The organism is Lacrimispora sp., from assembly GCF_032078915.1.
Taxonomy (GTDB): Bacteria; Bacillota; Clostridia; order Lachnospirales; family Lachnospiraceae; genus Lacrimispora.
In genome coordinates this window covers 1-18,305 of sequence record NZ_DAMAUN010000060.1, presented here as the reverse complement: position 1 = coordinate 18,305, position 18,305 = coordinate 1, and the positions used below count along the sequence as shown (strand labels likewise).

The window sequence follows — 18,305 nt, the reverse complement described above, 5'->3', positions numbered from 1 at the left end:
TGCTTATGAAAAAAAGAAAAGATTTTGCAGTCCTCATGCATATACTCTTCTCCCTTCTTGTTGTTGTCGGCGTCTCCATCATGTACAGCAATTCCCATTACGGGGAGGGAATCCACTGGATCAATCATGAGACTTATGAGGACACGCCTGATTTCACCCGTCAGCTTAAATCTGATATTGACGATATTTTTAATTATGTAAAATATAAAGAAGTATTTGAGACCAACGGGAAGCTTGACTATTCAAAACCCATTGTCCGGGTCGTAGAAGGTCCGGGAACCACAATGGAATATACGGTGGATGAGATGATACGGAGGGCCAAATCCCTGGGCTATTATCTGAATGAGCAGTTTAAAGTGAGCGGAGGGCAACCGGCTGCAGATGACTCAGACTCGTATGTACGGGTAGATTACCGGGCCTATGAACCGGACTTTAAGATCACTGAGCCTGGAGAAGCATTTCTCACCATGGATCAGCTGGCCTATGAGGTGCTGACCCACCTGGGTAATTACTATTCATTTTATTACCGCTTTATCCAGAATCCGAGCAACTTAAAGTTTGAAGTCCTCTATCAGAACACGGCTGAAGATTATAAGCTATACAGCAACGTTACCGGCAAATCCATCAATGATTTTAAGACAATGGGGAAATACCTTTACGTAACAGGAGAAGCGCTTTATGTGGACTCCAACTTAACCACTGTCCCAAAGAATGTTTCTTCCCAGCTGGAAAAGATGAATCCCTATAACAACGGCAATTATCATATGACGATAGCTGTGGATACTTCCTATCCCTACGGCGATGCTTATGCGAGGGCCTCTGCTTCCTATGACCAGATGCGTTTGTTATTCATCACCGGAATGATCAGCCTGTGCCTGGGAATCCTGGGTTGTATCGCGACCCTGTATGCCCTGGTAAACATGACTGGGCATACAGACAGAAAACAGAGCCACGGTCCATTGGAACGGATTGACCGGCTCCCTGCAGAGAGCTGTCTCCTTCTGTATTCTGTGGCCGCCATCCTCGCCCTGTTTCTGGCAAACCGGCTTGCATATAAGATTATTCACCTTTTCTTTGCCGTTGACCAATGGGATTACGGAGAGCTGGCCCTTCGGGTCCTCATTTATTATGCAGCCGGGCTGTCAGCCGCATTAAGTTTGTTAAAACGTTATAAGGCAGGAAATCTCTGGACTGGAAGTCTTATGCACCTGGGACTTAAAAATTTGTCCCTGTACTTTAAAAACCGGCGCTTTACTACGCGGATTATGCTTTCTTACACCTTGTTCCTGGTCTTTAACGTTGCCATGACGATGGCATTTGCCATCCTTTTATTTACCTATAACAGCTTAGAATCCCGAATTCTTATGGGGGTAGTTGCTCTGCTGTTTTTCTGCCTGGATTTCTGGATATTCCATCAGATGTACAAAAATGCATGGGAGACCGATCAGATCAATGAGGCCCTCTTAAATATTTCCAGAGGGGATACCACTTATAAGATCAATACCTTGAAATTTAACGGAAAAGAGCGGGAACTGGCTGAGCACATCAATCACATCAGCACCGGACTTGAAACGGCACTTCAGGAAAAGGTACGAAGTGAACGCTTAAAAGCAGACTTAATCACCAATGTATCCCATGATATTAAGACGCCTCTGACATCCATCATAAATTATGTGGACCTTATAAAAAGGGAAAAGATTCAAGACCCGAAGATTCAGGGTTATTTAGAAGTCCTGGAACAGAAGTCCCAGCGATTAAAGACTTTGACAGAAGATCTGGTAGAGGCCTCAAAGGCAAGCTCAGGAAATTTAAAGCTGGAGATCACCAGCATTGATTTTGTAGAACTCATTCATCAGACCAATGGAGAATTTGAAGAAAAATTTGCTCTCCGGCACCTGGAACTGGTTTCCACCCTGCCGGCCGAATCCATCCTGGTCGAGGCGGACGGCAGGTATTTGTGGAGAGTGCTTGAGAACCTTTATAACAACGCGTTCAAGTATGCCATGGAACACAGCCGGGTATACGTAGACATTACTCTGGAAGAGAATATGGCGGTTTTCACTATGAAGAATATATCTCAAAACCCGTTGAACATCCGCGCGGATGAGCTGACCGAACGCTTTGTCCGGGGAGATGTTGCCCGGACCACGGAAGGAAGCGGGCTGGGAATCTCTATCGCAAAAAGCCTGGCCGAGCTTCAGGGCGGGGAATTAAGGCTTTACATTGACGGAGATCTATTTAAAGCAGGCGTCGCCTTCCCCGTCAAGAAATAAGCCGTATCTTCTCCCACTTTCCCGTCAGATATCGGAAGAATGATATAATATAATTGGCCGTCCAGCCCATTGGAACCGCAAACCAAACGGCCTGGACGCCAATAACGGGAGCGAGCACAGCCGCTACCGACACCCGGATCGCCAGATTTACCAGATTGGCGACCGTAAATACCACCACATCTCCTGCACCACGCAAAAGCCCGTCTGTGGTCGCCTTACAGCCAATACAGATATAGAAAAAGGAAATGAACCGGACATAATCCATGCCTGTTCGAAACGCTGTTTCCGCACTGCCTTCGTTTAAAAAGCTTCGTATAAACAAGTCTCCCCAGGTTTCCATAACAACACAGATGATAACCGCAAAAGCCCCTGCCATGAGATAGCAGTAACGGTAGCCCGTTTTTACCCGGTCTGTCTTTCCAGCGCCTATGTTCTGAGCCGTATAGGTGGACATGGCATTTCCAAGAGCAAGCATGGGAACAATACAGATAGATTCGATCCTGGTCCCTGCCGCAAAGCCCGCCATTACCGCAGAGCCAAAACCATTGACCACGGATTGCACGAGGAGCATTCCGATATGGACGATGGACTGCTGAAGGGTGGAAGGAATGGCAACCCGCATCATATGAAGCATCATATTCCAGTCATAAAGCCGAAATGGTTCTGTTGTCTCATACCCCTTTAACCGTTTTATCAAAACGAGAAAGGAAAGAACCGCTGATAATCCCTGAGCGATCAAAGTGGCAATCGCCACACCGGCTACCCCCATGTAAAACTGGGTAACAAACAAAAGATCCAGTACAACATTTAAAAGAGAAGAGAAAACCAGCAGATACAAGGGAGTCTTAGAATCTCCCAGGGCCTGAAAAACAGAAGCCTGTACATTATACATGAATAAAAAGGGCAGCCCTATAAAATAAATCCCAAGATACACCGAGGCATCATAAAATACATTCTCCGGGGTGTTCATGAAGCTTAAAATCCGGTGATTGAAAAGAAGCCCAAGACCGCCGAGTATCACTCCTATGGATAAAAAGTTTATAAGGGTGGTGGATATGGCGGTTTTCATATTTCCAGTCTGTTTTGCCCCTAAAAACTGGGACACCACCACCGAACTTCCGATTCCGCCTCCTACCGCAATGGCAATAAACACATTTGTGATGGAATAGGAGGCGCCTACTGAGGCCAGGGCCTCCTCTCCCACAAACCGTCCGACCACGACAGAGTCTATAATGTTATAAAACTGCTGAAATAAATTTCCAAGAATTAAGGGAAGGGCAAAGAGCAAAAGAGCCTTTCCCGGTGAATCCGTTACCATATTAATTGCTTTTTTCTGCGTTTTCATACTCATTATTCTGAACCATTCCTATCCAAATATACGCCAGCCGCAGATAAAGTTGCTCTTCCACCAGGAGCTTAAGGAACGTTCCACTACCCGACCGTTACTGGAGGAAGCATCGATTACTTTTCCGCCCCCGGCTACGATTCCCACGTGGCCGCTTACCACGATGATATCGCCTGCCTGCAGGCTTCCAAAGCTGGTGATCTTTGTATATTTACCTACATTTCTCCAACCGGACGAGGTCAGATAGCTCTGTCTGACGCCGGCCTGGTTGAGAGACCAGTAAACAAATCCCGAGCAGTCAAAGGATTCCGAACCCTTAGCCCCCCATACATAGGGGCGTCCCAGCTTTGATCTGGCAATAGAAAGCAGTCCGCTTACACCAGAGCCTCCCTTAACGGTACCTCCCGAGGAACCGCCTGAGGAACCGGAAGAGCCTGCAGATTTTATACCGCTTCCCGTAAGCTTGCTCATGGTAAGCTGCCCTACAGAACCATCCGCTTTCAGGCCATTGTTATTCTGGAATGCCTTAACCGCCTTTTCCGTTACTTCACCGTAATATCCTGTCACATTAGCAGAAGCCAGATACCCGTATTTATTTAACAGCTGTTGGATCCTGGTAACCGATTCTCCCTGTTCACCCAGGGTCAAGCCATTTGGCTGCGCCCCAGCGCTCATTAAAGTGATCCGGGTGGATGGCCCTAAATATCCATCCACAACCAGGTCATTCCGGGACTGGAACTGTTTCACCGCTATCACCGTATCATTTCCATATGCCCCATCCGGAGTGGTCGTTAAATATCCCAACTCCTTAAGACGCTGCTGACTGGATAAAACCAAATCACTTTTTTCTCCATAAGACAGAAAGTTTGGTTTGATCTCTTCGCTGTAAAGCAGGTTCATGGTCTGACGTCCTACTTTTCCATCTATGTTTAAGCCGTTTACCTCCTGAAGCTTCTCGACTGCGGCCTCCGTTTCATCCCCAAAGCTGCCGGATACCTGACCTGCACTGGCAAGATACCCCAGCTCATAAAGGCGGCTCTGGATCCGTGATATGTCGTCACCCTCCACACCCTTTGACACAGCATAATATTTGGCAGATGGTGACATAATGGAATTTAACGTCTCTGGCCCTACAATTCCATCCTGAACCAGGCAATTCTGTCGCTGGTAAACCTTAATTGCAGCCTCCGTCACATTACCAAAATACTGGGTGGGCTCATCATTATCCATAAAGCCTAAATTCATCAAACGCTCCTGAAGACTGGCCACCACCGGATGCTCTACCCCGTTCCGCAAATATTCCGGAATAGGATTTTCTTTTTGTTCCGGCACCTTAAGAAGTCTTGGCATCAAGTCTCCCCCTGGAGTAAGTGCATCAATAGGCTGCAGTTCATTTTTTTGTTCCGTTATTATGGCAATGGATGGCGTTGCATCCTTTCCAGGTCCTTTGACTGCTTCTGTTTTATTGCAACCTGTTAATAAAGAAACTGCTGCTGCTGCCAAAAATACAGAATAGGCAGAACGCCTTTTCCATCTTATTTTTATATTCATAAATCAAATTCCTTTCCTATTTGTTGCCTATGCTCTTTAGGCATAAAGGGATACCCGAAGGGTGTTTCCTATTTATTGCCTATGCTCTTTAGGCATAAAGGGATACCCGTAGGGTATCTCCTATTTGTTGCCCATGTTCTTTGGACATAAAAGGACGCCCAAAAGGTATTTACTATGTAAAATTAGGTCTATTTTAGCATAAAACTGTCGGAAATGGAAAGGGAATTTATCTCATTGCGTCAAAACTGAGGTTATGGTATAGTTAAAGGAGTGAAAACACAGTCAGAACCCCTGACTTTAAAGAGATAAAGGAGGGCTTATTATGACGCCTGTTCTGTGGGCTGCCGGTGGTACCGGCTTTACATTTCTCATGACCACCCTGGGGGCTTCGGTTGTATTCTTCTTCCGAAAGGATGTTAACCCGTCTGTCCAGAGGATCTTCCTGGGCTTTGCTGCCGGTGTCATGATCGCGGCTTCGGTGTGGTCGCTTCTCATTCCAGCCATCGCCGAGGCTGAGGCAAGCGGGACTGCGGGCTGGATACCTGCTGCAGGAGGATTCGTCCTGGGAGTACTATTTCTCATATTGTTAGATACCCTTCTTCCTCACCTTCATCCAGATTTGAACAGTGATAAAACGAATGAGGCGGAAGGAATCTCTTCCACCTGGAAACGGACCACCCTGTTGGTCATGGCCGTGACGCTTCATAACATTCCAGAGGGTATGGCCGTCGGACTGGCTTTTGCCCTGGCTGCACAGCATGGAAACGATCCGACTCTATATACTGCTGCCATGGCACTTGCGATCGGCATCGGCATCCAGAACTTCCCGGAAGGTGCCGCCATCTCCCTGCCCCTTAAGCAGGAAGGTCTTTCCACGGGAAAGGCATTTATACGGGGGAGCATGTCTGGCATTGTAGAGCCTATATTCGGAATCCTTACCGTACTCGTGGCAGGCAGTATCCAGCCGCTCATGCCCTGGCTTCTGTCCTTTGCGGCCGGCGCCATGATGTACGTGGTAGTGGAAGAACTGATTCCCGAGGCGCATTTAGGAGAACATTCCAATGTTGGAACCCTTGGCGTTATGGTGGGATTTCTGATCATGATGATTTTAGACGTGGCTTTAGGATAAGAAAAAAGGATATCCGGGAGGCAGATTTCTTCCTCCCGGATATCCTTCTTTTTTTATCATCATTTCCTGTCAAAGCTCATGTTTGTGTTTTGTGCGCAGCCTGGCCAGCGATCTGGCCATAGAAGCCTCAAAATGAGAATGCTCCTGAAGGCTTTTACTCTGCCTTAACTGCTCGGCCGCTCTCTCCATTGCTTCTTCTGCCCGGCGTTCGTCAATATCTTCCGGATGCTCGGCAGTGTCCACAAGAAGTGTCACACGATTGTTGATAATCTGGATGAAACCATTTCCAACAACTGCATGAATCCACTGGCCGTTTTCATCCAACAAACGCATTTCCCCTATGGATACTGCTATGACCATATCTTCGTGATGAGGAAGAATCGCCTTTTCTCCATCTGAAAGAGGAACCACAAGCTCCTGGCACAAGCCTCTGTAAAACACTTTATCACTGGCAAGAACCTGAAGGAAAAACGTATTTTTACTCACAGGCAGCACCTCCAAGCTAAGCCTCTAATGTCCTGGCCTTTTCAATCACCTCATCAATAGTTCCCACATTAAAGAATGCAGCCTCAGGATACTGATCCATATCTCCATCCACAATTGCCTTAAAGCCCCGGACAGTTTCCTTAAGGGGAACGTATTTACCTGCAACACCTGTAAAGTTCTCAGCCACAGAGAAAGGCTGGGATAAGAATTTCTGGATCTTTCTTGCACGGTAAACTGTGATCTTATCGTCATCTCCCAATTCTTCCATACCTAAGATAGCGATAATATCCTGAAGTTCCTTATATTTCTGAAGCAATTCCTGTACCTTACGGGCTACTTCATAATGCTCTTCCCCAACCACATCCGGTTCAAGAATACGGGAGTTTGAGGCAAGGGGATCAACTGCCGGATAAATACCCTGTTCTACGATCTTTCTGGATAGTACGGTGGTCGCATCCAAATGAGCAAAAGTAGTTGCAGGTGCCGGATCCGTCAAGTCATCGGCAGGCACATATACTGCCTGTACAGAAGTAACGGAACCATTTTTCGTCGAAGTAATCCTCTCCTGAAGCTCACCCATTTCCGTAGCCAGGGTAGGCTGGTAACCAACTGCCGACGGCATACGTCCAAGAAGGGCAGAAACCTCAGACCCCGCCTGGGTGAATCGGAAAATATTATCAATAAATAAAAGCACATTCTTATGCTCTTCGTCACGGAAGTATTCCGCCATGGTAAGTCCAGTTTCAGCCACACGCATACGTGCACCCGGCGGCTCATTCATCTGACCAAATACCAGGGCAGTTTTTGAAATAACGCCGGACTCTCCCATTTCGGTCCAAAGGTCATTACCCTCACGGGAACGCTCTCCAACACCAGTAAAAATAGAATATCCGCCATGCTCCGTGGCAATGTTATGGATCAGCTCCTGGATCAGAACCGTCTTACCAACACCGGCGCCGCCAAACAGACCGATCTTTCCGCCTTTTGCATAAGGAGCCAGAAGGTCAATGACTTTGATTCCCGTTTCCAGGATCTCTGCCACAGGGCTTTGCTCCTCAAAGGCCGGAGGATCTCTGTGTATGACCCACTCCGGACCGCCATTTAAGGAACCGCCGTTATCAATGGTCTCTCCAAGCACGTTAAAAAGGCGTCCCAGAGTCTGCTCGCCTACCGGAACCTTAATACCTTCCCCGGTAGCGGTTACCTCCATACCTTTATACAGCCCTTCACTGGAAGCCAGCATGATGCAGCGGACTGTGCTGTTTCCCATATGCTGTGCAACTTCCATTACGCAGCGTTTCCCTTCATTATTCACCTCAAGGGCGTCCTTAATGCGGGGAAGTTCGCTGCCTTCAAAAAACTCAACATCTACTACAGGTCCAAGGACCTGAACGATCTTTCCTATATTCATATTCTGTTACTCACAGTCGTGAGGACTCCTCCTCTCTAAAGTCAACCGAAACATCCGATGATACTATGCTTTCTTCCTTTTTTTCTTTTGGGCCTTTGCACCGCTGATTACCTCGGTGATCTCCTGGGTAATGGCCGCCTGGCGGACTCTGTTATAGGTTATCGCCAGTTCGTCAAGCATCTCCTGAGCACTCTTTGTTGCGGCCTGCATGGCCATCATTCTGGAATTCTGCTCGCTGGAATAAGACTCCACCAAACCTCCATAGATAAAGCCTGCAATGTAATTGGGCACGATGGCATCGATCACTGCCTGTGGAGATGGCTTCATGGTGATCTCTTCCAAATGCACATTAATTGGTACGCTCTTGCTTAACTGGCGCTTAGGAATGGGAAGAAGCTGTTCGATCTCAGCCTCCATTTTCATGGCATTCACCATTCTGGTGTAGATCATATATACCTCATCAAGCTTTCCTGAAAGGAAGTAATCCACGATCTTTTCCTCAATGATTCTGGCCCGGCTCATATTGGGCTTTTGAACGGTATACCGGAAATCCTGTTCCACCGGTATTCCCTTTTTCGTAAAATACTGCTGTCCCAGATCACCAACTACGAACAGCATGGGATTCCCGCCCTTGTCAATTTGCTCCTGAGCCAGTTTAAAAATATTATGATTATAAGAACCGGCCAGCCCCTTGTCAGCCGTTACCACAATGTATCCGATCTTACGGTCTTCTTTCTTAATATGCGGCCTGGTATCCAGATACGGGTCGTCAATTTCGGGCGTGTGCCTTATGATTCTGGCAATGGTCCTTTGCAGTGCGTAAAAGTAAGGCTCCGTATCAGTCAGGGTTTTCCTTGCTCTTTTCAGCTTTGACGAGGAAATGGTATACATCGCATTGGTTATCTTCATAGTACTTTTGATGCTGTTCATCCTGCTTTGTATCTCTCTCGCATTTGCCATATCCTACACCCGTTTCTGTTTAAATTCGGCTGTCACATCAACAATCTTCTGCTTCAGCTCGTCAGACAGCGCTCTGCTTTCTTCAATTTCCTTTCCGATTTCCGGATAGCGTTCATCAAAGAATGCCAGCAATTCTCTCTGAAACTCTTTTATCTTTGTAGCTTCCACATCTAAGAGCAGCCGGTTATTGGCTACAATCAGACTGATCACCTGGGCATGAAGGCTCAAAGGATGGCATAAAGGCTGTTTTAACAGCTCCGTAAGTCCCTTGCCATATTGGATCTGCTCCTTGGTAGCAGGATCAAGATCTGAGCTGAACTGGGTGAACACTTCCATCTCCCGGCACTGTGCCAGGTCGATACGGATGCTCCCCGCAGCCTTTTTCATCGCCTTGGTCTGAGCCGCTCCACCAACTCGGGATACGGAAAGACCTACGTTTACTGCCGGTCTCATACCGGAGAAGAAGAGGTCGCTTTCTAAGAATATCTGACCGTCTGTAATAGAAATGACATTGGTCGGAATATAAGCCGATACATCACCGGCCTGGGTTTCAATGATAGGCAGTGCGGTAATGGAACCGCCTCCTGCTTCCTCACTCAACCGGCTGGAACGCTCCAAAAGCCTGGAATGAAGATAAAATACATCGCCTGGATAAGCCTCACGTCCAGGAGAACGCTCTAAAAGCAGAGATAAGGAACGGTATGCTACCGCATGCTTTGACAGATCATCATAAACGATCAGCACATCTTTTCCCAGGTACATGAAATACTCTGCAAGAGCAGTACCGGAATAAGGTGCGATATACTGTAAGGGTGCCGGTTCGCTGGCCGAAGAAGATACCACAATGGTATAATCCATGGCACCGTAATTTGACAGGGTATTTACCAGCTTTGCAACGGTAGATGCCTTCTGCCCCACCGCTACATAAACGCAGATCACGCCTTTTCCCTTCTGGTTTAAGATAGCATCAATGGCAATGGAAGTCTTTCCGGTCTGACGGTCGCCGATGATCAGCTCTCTTTGTCCCCGTCCGATGGGAAACATGGAGTCAATGGCAAGAATACCTGTTTCCATTGGAACAGACACGCTCTTACGGTCAATAATGCCTGGAGCTTCATGTTCAATGGGACGGTAATCGTCAGAGATGATCTCTCCCTTCCCGTCAATGGGAGCACCAAGAGCATTGACAACTCTTCCCACAAACTTTTCGCCTACCGGGATTCCGGCACGCTTTTTCGTTCTTGTTACCTTGGAACCTTCCCTAACGTCCCGGTCGGAACCGAACAGGATGCATCCGATATCTTCTTTTCTGATGTCCTGTACCATTCCCTTGATCCCACTATCAAAAATAACGATTTCGCCGTACATCGCACGGTCAATTCCATAAACCGTTGCAATGCCGTCGCCAACGCTTATAACAGTTCCAACTTCCTGGTCCCTGGCATGAGCGTCATAATCTTCAATTTCACTTCTCAATATAGAAATTATTTCATCTGAATTGATGGAAGCCACGTTTTTCACCTCCGCATTATTTTTTGTTCCAATTCTCTAAGGCGTCCCCTTAAGCTCCAGTCAGTTTCCACATCTCCTACTCGGATGATGAATCCACCGATCAAACCGGGGTCCTGAATCAGGCGAAGCCTTACATCACGTTTATCATATTTTTTACACAGCATTGCTTTGATCTCGCGAAGCTGTTCTTCCTCCGGTTCTGTCACGTAGAAAAGGGAAGCCTCCAGGATTCCTTCCTGTCTGCAAATGCAGGCACGCCATGCATTAAAAACATCATCTGCAAGATCTACATCCCGGCGATCCACCAAGACCTTTAAAAAGGTTCTGATCTCAGCAGGAAATACGCGGTCAATAATCCGGTGCTTGCTGCTCCTTGCAACCACAGGGCTGTTAAGAGCACGCTGAAGCTCCGGCACAGTCTTTAGTGCCAGAGCCGTTTCCTCAATGGCTGATTCAGGAACAGAGAGCTCATAAAGCACCTGCCCGTAATTAATTGCTGCCTGCATCATGAAAATCACCTGCTTCTGCTATAAATGAATCGTAAAGCGCCTGATTTGCCCTGGCGCTCACCTCCTGATTAACCACCTTGGCCGCTGCTGCGATAACTATGCCCGCAATCTGCGCCTTGGCCTCACGCAATGCCTTTTCCTGATCAGCCTCAGCTTGTTTCCTGGCCTCGACCATCAAACGGCCTGCATCTTCCTCCGCATCCTTTAAGATCCGGTCATACTGGGCCTTTGCCTGGTTTTTCGCTTCTTCAATAAGCTTTGAACCCTCATCGGAGGAGGCAGCCAGCTTTTCTTCATACTGCTTTTTAAGATCCGCTGCTAAAACTTCCTTATTCCTGGCATCTGAAATGCTCTGCTCAATCATTCCCCGCCGTTTATTCATCACATCCAAAACCGGCCCTATGAGGAAATGCCTAAGCAAAAGATACAGGACGATGAGATTCACGATAGTCCACACAAAGTTCATATCCAGTCTAAGCATCTGTACCGCCTGCCTTTCTTTTCAATTTTTCCATCTTAATCCTGACCTTGTTAATTATTTAAGGAATAAAATGATGAGAAGGGCTATAACGAAACCATAGATGGCAGTTGCCTCTGCAAGCGCACAACCTAACAGCAGGGCCTTGCTGATCTTGCTTTCTGCCTCAGGCTGTCTTGCAATGGAATCCACTGCTTTTGAAGTTGCTATTCCAATTCCGATTCCTGCTCCAATACCTGTGAATACTGCGATTCCTGCTCCAATTGCTATTAACATAATAATCTCTCCTTTTAATCTACTATTGTTTATTCTACCGATTCCTTAATGAAAAGGGCAGTCAAAAATACAAATACATACGCCTGAATCAATCCGTCAAAAATATCAAAATAAAAACTGAACGGTATTGGTACAAGGAGTGCTGCAAACTGCTTAAGCAATTCCATAACTACAAATGACGCCAGGATATTACCAAAAAGCCGCATACACAAAGAAAGCGGTTTAATAAATAATTCCAGGATGTTAATGGGGGCTATAATCGGTGACGGCTCTGCAAAGCCTTTTATAAAACCTTTTACCCCTTTTTTGTGAAGGCCTGAATATTCTATCAGAAGTATGCTCATGACAGCAAGCGCTGCAGTGGTATTTAAGTCCTTGGTAGGCGGCTTGAAACCTGCCAGACCAATCAAATTAGCCACTCCGAGATAAATTCCAACTGATATGAGATAAGGAATATATCTCTTCCCTTCTTCCCCCACTAAATCTTCAAAGAAATTGTAAATTCCACCGATTGCCATTTCAAGCGCCAGCTGCTTCTTTCCAGGATTCTCAACCTTAAGATTTCTCACCAGAATGATGGAAAGGAGTGTCAGTGCTGCCATGATAATCCATGTCACCACTACTGATTCAGCAATGGGAATGCCTCCGAATATCGGAATGGTAAAAACCGTTTCGCAGTTCAGTTCCTCTAATAACTTCTCTGCCAAATCCTCCGTAATGCTCACTTCCTTTCTTAAACTGTCTTCCCCTTTATATATTACCAGATTTACAGATTGTACTCTTAAATATACAATATAGCAGAGGTCTACCGTGTATCATACTTTCATATGCGGAAATTGTCAACTTTTTGCAAATTTCATAACATCTTGTTAATGCCCTTAATTGTTTGAACATTTGAGACAATTTTTCGCTTGAAATTCTAAAATTATTATTAATTTTTTAACTTAACTTATGTCTAAATTCTAAAGATTTTAATTTTTAACGCATTTTTCTAGGTTTTATGTAGAATTTTTTTCTAATAATTTGTGTAATTTGACTACGTTTTTTTCACTTTTTTATAATTCACCGTCATTAGTACCTAACACAATTAAGAATAGATAAGAATAGATAGGGAAAAAAGATATGCTCCCAACCCTCCCTTCTTATATGGCTATCAAATCCTACAAATATCCTGTAAAATATTTTTTCTGCTTTTCATGGCTTTCTTCCTATTAAAATAGATATAGTTCTGGTATAATAAGGTAAATGCAAAACCAATGTATCAAAGGAGGTATTATTATGGGAGAAATGATTTCTTCATTTGACGGAACCAAACTGTTTTTAAACAGGGAAGTTCCAGAGGCAGCCCGGGGAGCAGCCGTCATAGTCCACGGGTTATGTGAACACCAGGGAAGGTATGATTACGTTGCGGAGCTGCTACACAAAGCTGGGATCGCAACCTACCGCTTCGATCACAGGGGGCACGGACGTTCTGAAGGCGAACGGACCCACTATGAAGACTTCCATGAATTGCTTGATGACACCAATGTTGTGGTGGACATGGCAATCATGGAGCATCCGGATATCCCGGTATTTTTAATCGGTCACAGCATGGGAGGCTTCACCGTTTCCTTATACGGCGCAAAATATCCGGACAAGAAGCTTCGGGGCATTATCACCAGCGGCGCATTGACAAAGGATAATATGGGGTTGATAAGCGGTGTTCCAGAAGGCCTGGATCCCCACACCAAGCTTCCCAATGAACTGGGAGCAGGCGTATGCTCCGTAGCCGAGGTCGTTGACTGGTACGGCAAGGATCCTTATAACTCAAAAACCTTTACCACTGGCTTATGCTACGCCCTCTGCCAGGGAATTGCCTGGTTTAAAGAAGCAGTGGGAAGGTTTGAGTATCCGATCCTCATGCTTCATGGGGAAAAGGATGGATTGGTAAGCGTACAGGACACGTATCAATTCTTCGCAGCCGCTCCATCAAAAGATAAGCAGATGAAGATCTACGGAGGATTGTTCCACGAGATCTTTAATGAATACTGCAGGGATGAAGTCATCAATGATGTCCTTCACTGGATTGAGGCGCGGATTGCCCTTTAAGACAAGAATACCATCATTTTCAGCCTTAGACATTGCAAAAAAGCAGCGTTTTTCCTATTCGGATAAACGCTGCTTTCTCTCATATATTCCTTTTCAGCTCTCTACCAGTGAAGTACCGTGCCTCCCACTTTCTGCTTTTCCGTATCAAACACAATCACCGTTCCAAGTCCCTTTACGTCTCCCGCGGTAAGCAGGTCCGTGGAATCTCCGATATCACGGTGGGCCAAAATAACCACATAATTCTTTCCTTTCCAGCCAATAGATACCGCCTCCGCATCAGAAGGATCTAAGGGAACCGATGGATCCGCGCCAAATACAGGAAGATGGGAAAGTTCCGGAGATTTGTAATTCTTCTTTTCCCCTCCCGATACAACAGTAATAATAGAAGAAAAGCCATCTGCTTCTATACCGGTCAAAAGCTGCCTTCCCGTTTCTACCTGGTTATAATTTCTGGATATCCGGCTATCTGACAGCTTCAGCTCACACCCCTGTGTAAGAACTGTCAATTCCCCGTCTGTCCTGCTGCCGGAATAACGCACGGTACATCCGGACCTGGAAACCTGTCCCTGGTTGTTAAAATGAAAAAGCTGTTGGTATGTGTGCTTTTCTCTGGAGAAAAACTCGTCCGCGATCAGATAAAGATCCGTATCAATTGCCAGCACCTTTCTGGTGATCCACACGTTTCCCTCTTCTCCATTTAAATATCCGCCGTGGCTTCCCTGGATATAGCGGTACCCGTCCTTTTTCTTATAACCGCCAAAATATGCTGCAGACATCTGATCCACTCCCCAGGCATCCCGGCATTTTAAATAGTCACGGCCGTCAATCAGAGGAACATTGTGGCCCAGGGCGCTTTTAAACCATGTTCTTGCTTCGCCAGGCACATAATGGTAACGTCCTGTGTCCATGAGGATATCCTCCCCGTTGATCACAAGATCTACATGCAGCTTGTCGGAATGGCCGTGGCCTCCTCCCAGGAATCCGCAGCGGAAGTGGAAATAATCTGCATTTTCATCCCAGCCGGACCTGACAAAAAGATTCCCGGTGCTTTCCATAACCCTGTCTAAAAAATCCGGTTCCTTTGCAATAAGCTTTCCGTAGCCTTCGATTCCTTCTTTTAAAAAGTCCCATGCTCCGTCGTAATCCATTTTGTCATAAGCACAGAATTTCAGCATCGGATCTGAAAACAGCCAGGCGCTTTGAGTCAGTAAGTCCCTGATATCGGTTTCATCACTGTCTCCCTGCATGGGCTGGCAATGGTTCGGCTTTTTCCATGCAACATTTGCATAGGCCATCTGCCGTACTTTCTCCGTCTTTTTCCTTGAAATCTTAATTCCGTAGCGCCTGGCCAACCGCATCACTTCCAGATAACAGTGAAACACCTCATTATGATACATAGGGGATTGCTCCCAGTGTACTCCGTCATCAGCGATCTGCACTTCTATCTCTTCACTAAGACGCATAAGCGCTGCGTCCAGATATTCCCTTGTCCGGTCACTGATGGGAAGTGCCAGCGCGATCTCCATAAGGCCCCGGTTTTCAATAACTCCCCAGTTGCTCTTGATCTGGAAATGTTTGTAGGTTGTCATAAGGTATTCTGCATGAATGGTGAGACAGTCCATATATGCTTTCACAAGTCTGTCATCCACGGAGGGGCTGTCCTTAAAGTAGCCCATGGCCTTGACCCAGGTTTCAGCCCTTATACCGGCTTCAATGCTCCTCCATGTGGTTTGCCTGGTTTCTTCTGTTAGAGGATTGTCTTTTATCCAGGAATCTAATAGCTCTGCAAAAGTCTTTGCATACTTTTCATCACCGGTCATGGCATATGCCTGTCCCAGGCATATAAAGAACTGGTGGCGGTTGAACTGAAAGATAAATTCCGGATCATCTCCCGGCATGTAATCCCAAACTACTTCCTGATCAAAATGAACCGGCTCATAGGTTCGCTCCATATCCCACCGCAAATCAAACAAAAACGTATGCTCCATTGCATCATCTGCAATGCGGAGGATATGGTTCACTTCCTCCGGCCAGTTCCTTTGGCAGTAATCTGTGACCCATGCCTTGTCCTCGCCGCTAATATAATTATTCCGGTTTTCAAAATATTGCTCTTTTGACATCTCAACCACCTCTTCCGTAATAGATTATTTTATTAGTTGCTATAATTATAATAGAAGAACCGGATAAATGAAATGAACGATTTTCAGATTCATATTCTTTTTTCAGATTTATAAAACGATAGAATTGGGTGAAATCTTATACGTTCAGCCACCACTCCTTAGGAATTGTTTCCAATTCTATGATGCAGTTAATCTGGTGGGACAACACATCTTTTGTCACTTCATATACTGCATCAGCATTGCACAGAATGCAGGCGGCATCGCCAAAACAGGTCTTAACTGCTGCATTTCTGTCATAGAAAGCCTGTTCCAGCTTTGTGTAATTATCAGAAATATGATCCGTAACTGGATTGTAATGACAGTGCATAAAAGAGGGCTTAATCTGATTGCCTGGCATGACTATCTTAAAATAAGTAGGTTCCTTGGTCAGGCGCTCCGGTACATCTAAATGTTCTTCCACGCAATGTATAAAAGTGTTTCGCCCGTGACCAACCCCAAGAAGCAGGATCTTACCATTTCTGTCTTTTAAACGATCATAGCAGCCACCTGGCGGGCAGGGCGTTGTTCGGTTTTCTTCTCCCTCAATAAATGCCTTACTATCCTTTCCGTACACGGCTACACTATGGGTTGGATGTAAGGATCGAAGTACTCCTTTCCGTCTCATAAAAAGATTGGGCAGAATACCTACGCAAGCCGGCTCTATTCGTGGATCATATACATTGTGGTATTCTGACATGGCAGCCCATGTATGAGTGGGCAGTATAAGCAGACCGTCAGACATATATTCCATAAAAGCATCAAGTACGGTATCCGCCCCACCTTCAACCTCTCCGATTGCCTTCATGGATGAGTGCAGGAGCAAAGTGTCATGGGGCATAATTCCCATTTCTTTTAAATTCTGCTTTAGATCTTGTTTTGTATACATAATAACGCCTTTCTTTTTCCAAATAGATTAATATCATCCTGTCTATTATCATAAGAATTATGACATAATTTTTCAAGTTAGTCTAATTTAAATGAAAATAATGGCTGGAATACAATAATGACAGGCTGCCGATTTATCATTTGGGCAGCCTGTCATTATGTGTAAAATTTTATAACTGAAGCTTTACCTTCTTCCCTTCTTATACCTCCCCAATAAAGTCCTCCCGCTGGGGCGTAAAAATATCCAGGATCACAGAATCTTCCAATGCAGTTGCGCCATGCAGTGAATCCGGTTCTACATAATAGCTGTCGCCGGCCTTCAGAATATATTTAACACCATCTGCTTCATACTGGAAGGAACCGGATACAATATAGCTGACCTGCTCATGAGGATGCTTATGTACACTTCCTACTGCTCCCTTTATAAAGGAGGCCTCTACCCCCATCAGGCTCCCGCCTCTTGCGAGAATGCGCCTGGTGATTCCCGGCTCCGGATTCCCGGGAATTATATCTTCATATTTTAAAACCATCTCGCCGCTCCCTTTCTATATCATCAGATAAACACCTGACCGCCATTGATCTGTATAATCTCTCCTGTAATAAAGGAGGCTTTTTCAGAAACCAGGAATCCGATCACTGCCGCTACCTCCGATGGTTCTCCAAGCCGTTTCATAAGGATCCCATCCTTCCATGACTCCAGGATCTCACGTTTTGTTGCAGAATGAAATGCCGTATCAATGGTGCCAGGGGAAACGGCATTTACACGGATTCCATAATCCGCAAGGTCTTTTGCCAGTGCCCGTGTCAGTCCTTCAATTGCTGCCTTACTCGCTGCATAGATCCCCGCGCCCGGGCCCCCGCCGGAGGTAACTGCAATGGTACTATAGTTAATGATGGATGGGCGATCGCCTTTTTTCAGTAACGGAATGGCTTCACGGCTTGCAAAAAATGCGCTGTCAAAGTTAAGTGCCATTACCTTCCTCATAAAAGAAGTCTCCATCTCTTCAAAGCGCTGCCTTCCGCCAAGACCTCCCACATTGTTCACTAACACATCCAGGGAATCATAAGTCTGGGATATTTTTTCAAAGCAGCGGTTGACGTCTACCTCATTCATCGAATCTGCATAAATAAATTCGCTGTTTATCCCATGGCTTTTCAGCGTTTCCAGTGCCGATTTCCCATCCTCCTGATTAATTCCGGTGATAATAATGTCATAACCAGCCTTCCCCAGCTCTATGGCAGC

General features: G+C 45.9%; 17 protein-coding genes. 3 read left to right on the top strand and 14 right to left on the bottom strand.

All coding sequences use genetic code 11. From position 1 onward, the window contains the following. Window positions 1–5: 5 nt before the first annotated feature. Window positions 6–2,273 carry a sensor histidine kinase gene (locus tag RT269_RS20440; protein ID WP_313185358.1) on the top strand — a complete coding sequence of 756 codons (2,268 nt, stop codon included), beginning with the start codon at window positions 6–8 and terminating at the stop codon, window positions 2,271–2,273. Here RT269_RS20440 and RT269_RS20435 read toward each other — a convergent pair. Both RT269_RS20435 and RT269_RS20430 read right to left on the bottom strand, forming a co-directional pair. Further along, window positions 2,263–3,624 (bottom strand): MATE family efflux transporter, encoded by a 1,362-nt coding sequence (locus RT269_RS20435; RefSeq protein WP_313185356.1) that lies wholly within the window; start codon window positions 3,622–3,624, stop codon window positions 2,263–2,265. The genes RT269_RS20440 and RT269_RS20435 overlap by 11 nt on opposite strands. A gap of 15 nt (window positions 3,625–3,639) precedes the next feature. Then, window positions 3,640–5,169 carry a C40 family peptidase gene (locus RT269_RS20430; protein ID WP_313185354.1) on the bottom strand — a complete coding sequence of 510 codons (1,530 nt, stop codon included), beginning with the start codon at window positions 5,167–5,169 and terminating at the stop codon, window positions 3,640–3,642. Window positions 5,170–5,491: 322 nt separating this feature from the next. Between RT269_RS20430 and RT269_RS20425 the strand changes: the two genes are divergently transcribed. Then, window positions 5,492–6,298, top strand: coding sequence for a ZIP family metal transporter (locus RT269_RS20425; RefSeq protein WP_313185352.1), 807 nt, complete (start codon window positions 5,492–5,494; stop codon window positions 6,296–6,298). 69 nt (window positions 6,299–6,367) lie between these two features. On the opposite strand, the gene atpC is transcribed toward RT269_RS20425, so the two are convergent. The 8 genes from atpC to RT269_RS20385 form a co-directional block, all read right to left on the bottom strand. Next, window positions 6,368–6,784: an ATP synthase F1 subunit epsilon gene (atpC, locus tag RT269_RS20420; RefSeq protein ID WP_313185350.1), complete on the bottom strand. Its 417-nt coding sequence runs from the start codon at window positions 6,782–6,784 to the stop codon at window positions 6,368–6,370. A gap of 16 nt (window positions 6,785–6,800) precedes the next feature. Further along, entirely contained in the window at window positions 6,801–8,195 is a 1,395-nt protein-coding gene (gene atpD / locus RT269_RS20415) for a F0F1 ATP synthase subunit beta (RefSeq protein ID WP_310578761.1), read from the bottom strand. 63 nt (window positions 8,196–8,258) lie between these two features. Beyond that, window positions 8,259–9,155, bottom strand: a complete 897-nt coding sequence (atpG, locus tag RT269_RS20410; RefSeq protein ID WP_313185347.1) for an ATP synthase F1 subunit gamma — start codon at window positions 9,153–9,155, stop codon at window positions 8,259–8,261. 3 nt (window positions 9,156–9,158) lie between these two features. Next, window positions 9,159–10,667 carry a F0F1 ATP synthase subunit alpha gene (gene atpA, locus RT269_RS20405; protein ID WP_313185345.1) on the bottom strand — a complete coding sequence of 503 codons (1,509 nt, stop codon included), beginning with the start codon at window positions 10,665–10,667 and terminating at the stop codon, window positions 9,159–9,161. Window positions 10,668–10,672: 5 nt separating this feature from the next. After that, window positions 10,673–11,176, bottom strand: coding sequence for an ATP synthase F1 subunit delta (atpH, locus tag RT269_RS20400; RefSeq protein ID WP_313185344.1), 504 nt, complete (start codon window positions 11,174–11,176; stop codon window positions 10,673–10,675). Further along, entirely contained in the window at window positions 11,157–11,657 is a 501-nt protein-coding gene (atpF, locus tag RT269_RS20395) for a F0F1 ATP synthase subunit B (protein WP_054792038.1), read from the bottom strand. Before atpF ends, atpH begins: the two co-directional genes overlap by 20 nt. Window positions 11,658–11,711: 54 nt before the next feature. Continuing rightward, entirely contained in the window at window positions 11,712–11,930 is a 219-nt protein-coding gene (gene atpE, locus RT269_RS20390; RefSeq protein WP_025230540.1) for an ATP synthase F0 subunit C, read from the bottom strand. Window positions 11,931–11,959: 29 nt separating this feature from the next. Then, window positions 11,960–12,655: a F0F1 ATP synthase subunit A gene (locus tag RT269_RS20385; protein WP_025230541.1), complete on the bottom strand. Its 696-nt coding sequence runs from the start codon at window positions 12,653–12,655 to the stop codon at window positions 11,960–11,962. A 553-nt stretch (window positions 12,656–13,208) separates the two neighbouring features. Between RT269_RS20385 and RT269_RS20380 the strand changes: the two genes are divergently transcribed. After that, window positions 13,209–14,018: an alpha/beta hydrolase gene (locus RT269_RS20380; protein ID WP_313185343.1), complete on the top strand. Its 810-nt coding sequence runs from the start codon at window positions 13,209–13,211 to the stop codon at window positions 14,016–14,018. Window positions 14,019–14,119: 101 nt separating this feature from the next. Here the strand turns inward: RT269_RS20380 and RT269_RS20375 are convergent, their stop codons facing one another. The 4 genes from RT269_RS20375 to RT269_RS20360 form a co-directional block, all read right to left on the bottom strand. Then, window positions 14,120–16,138 carry an alginate lyase family protein gene (locus RT269_RS20375; RefSeq protein ID WP_313185342.1) on the bottom strand — a complete coding sequence of 673 codons (2,019 nt, stop codon included), beginning with the start codon at window positions 16,136–16,138 and terminating at the stop codon, window positions 14,120–14,122. A gap of 136 nt (window positions 16,139–16,274) precedes the next feature. Beyond that, window positions 16,275–17,063: an AAC(3) family N-acetyltransferase gene (locus tag RT269_RS20370; RefSeq protein ID WP_313185341.1), complete on the bottom strand. Its 789-nt coding sequence runs from the start codon at window positions 17,061–17,063 to the stop codon at window positions 16,275–16,277. A gap of 199 nt (window positions 17,064–17,262) precedes the next feature. Further along, entirely contained in the window at window positions 17,263–17,592 is a 330-nt protein-coding gene (locus RT269_RS20365) for a cupin domain-containing protein (RefSeq protein WP_100306733.1), read from the bottom strand. Between the two features lie 23 nt (window positions 17,593–17,615). Further along, a partial coding sequence (locus tag RT269_RS20360; protein ID WP_313185340.1) for an SDR family NAD(P)-dependent oxidoreductase occupies window positions 17,616–18,305 on the bottom strand: 690 nt, incomplete at its 5' end.

Excerpts from the sequence above, each read along its gene's own strand:
- RT269_RS20370 (WP_313185341.1), bottom strand. The coding sequence starts at position 17,063 with ATGTATACAAAACAAGATCTAAAGCAGAATTTAAAAGAAATGGGAATT.
- atpE (WP_025230540.1), bottom strand. The coding sequence starts at position 11,930 with ATGTTAATAGCAATTGGAGCAGGAATCGCAGTATTCACAGGTATTGGA.
- atpH (WP_313185344.1), bottom strand. The coding sequence starts at position 11,176 with ATGATGCAGGCAGCAATTAATTACGGGCAGGTGCTTTATGAGCTCTCT.
- RT269_RS20425 (WP_313185352.1), top strand. The coding sequence starts at position 5,492 with ATGACGCCTGTTCTGTGGGCTGCCGGTGGTACCGGCTTTACATTTCTC.
- RT269_RS20430 (WP_313185354.1), bottom strand. The coding sequence starts at position 5,169 with ATGAATATAAAAATAAGATGGAAAAGGCGTTCTGCCTATTCTGTATTT.
- atpG (WP_313185347.1), bottom strand. The coding sequence starts at position 9,155 with ATGGCAAATGCGAGAGAGATACAAAGCAGGATGAACAGCATCAAAAGT.
- atpF (WP_054792038.1), bottom strand. The coding sequence starts at position 11,657 with ATGCTTAGACTGGATATGAACTTTGTGTGGACTATCGTGAATCTCATC.
- RT269_RS20365 (WP_100306733.1), bottom strand. The coding sequence starts at position 17,592 with ATGGTTTTAAAATATGAAGATATAATTCCCGGGAATCCGGAGCCGGGA.
- RT269_RS20435 (WP_313185356.1), bottom strand. The coding sequence starts at position 3,624 with ATGAGTATGAAAACGCAGAAAAAAGCAATTAATATGGTAACGGATTCA.
- RT269_RS20375 (WP_313185342.1), bottom strand. The coding sequence starts at position 16,138 with ATGTCAAAAGAGCAATATTTTGAAAACCGGAATAATTATATTAGCGGC.
- RT269_RS20440 (WP_313185358.1), top strand. The coding sequence starts at position 6 with ATGAAAAAAAGAAAAGATTTTGCAGTCCTCATGCATATACTCTTCTCC.
- atpD (WP_310578761.1), bottom strand. The coding sequence starts at position 8,195 with ATGAATATAGGAAAGATCGTTCAGGTCCTTGGACCTGTAGTAGATGTT.
- RT269_RS20380 (WP_313185343.1), top strand. The coding sequence starts at position 13,209 with ATGGGAGAAATGATTTCTTCATTTGACGGAACCAAACTGTTTTTAAAC.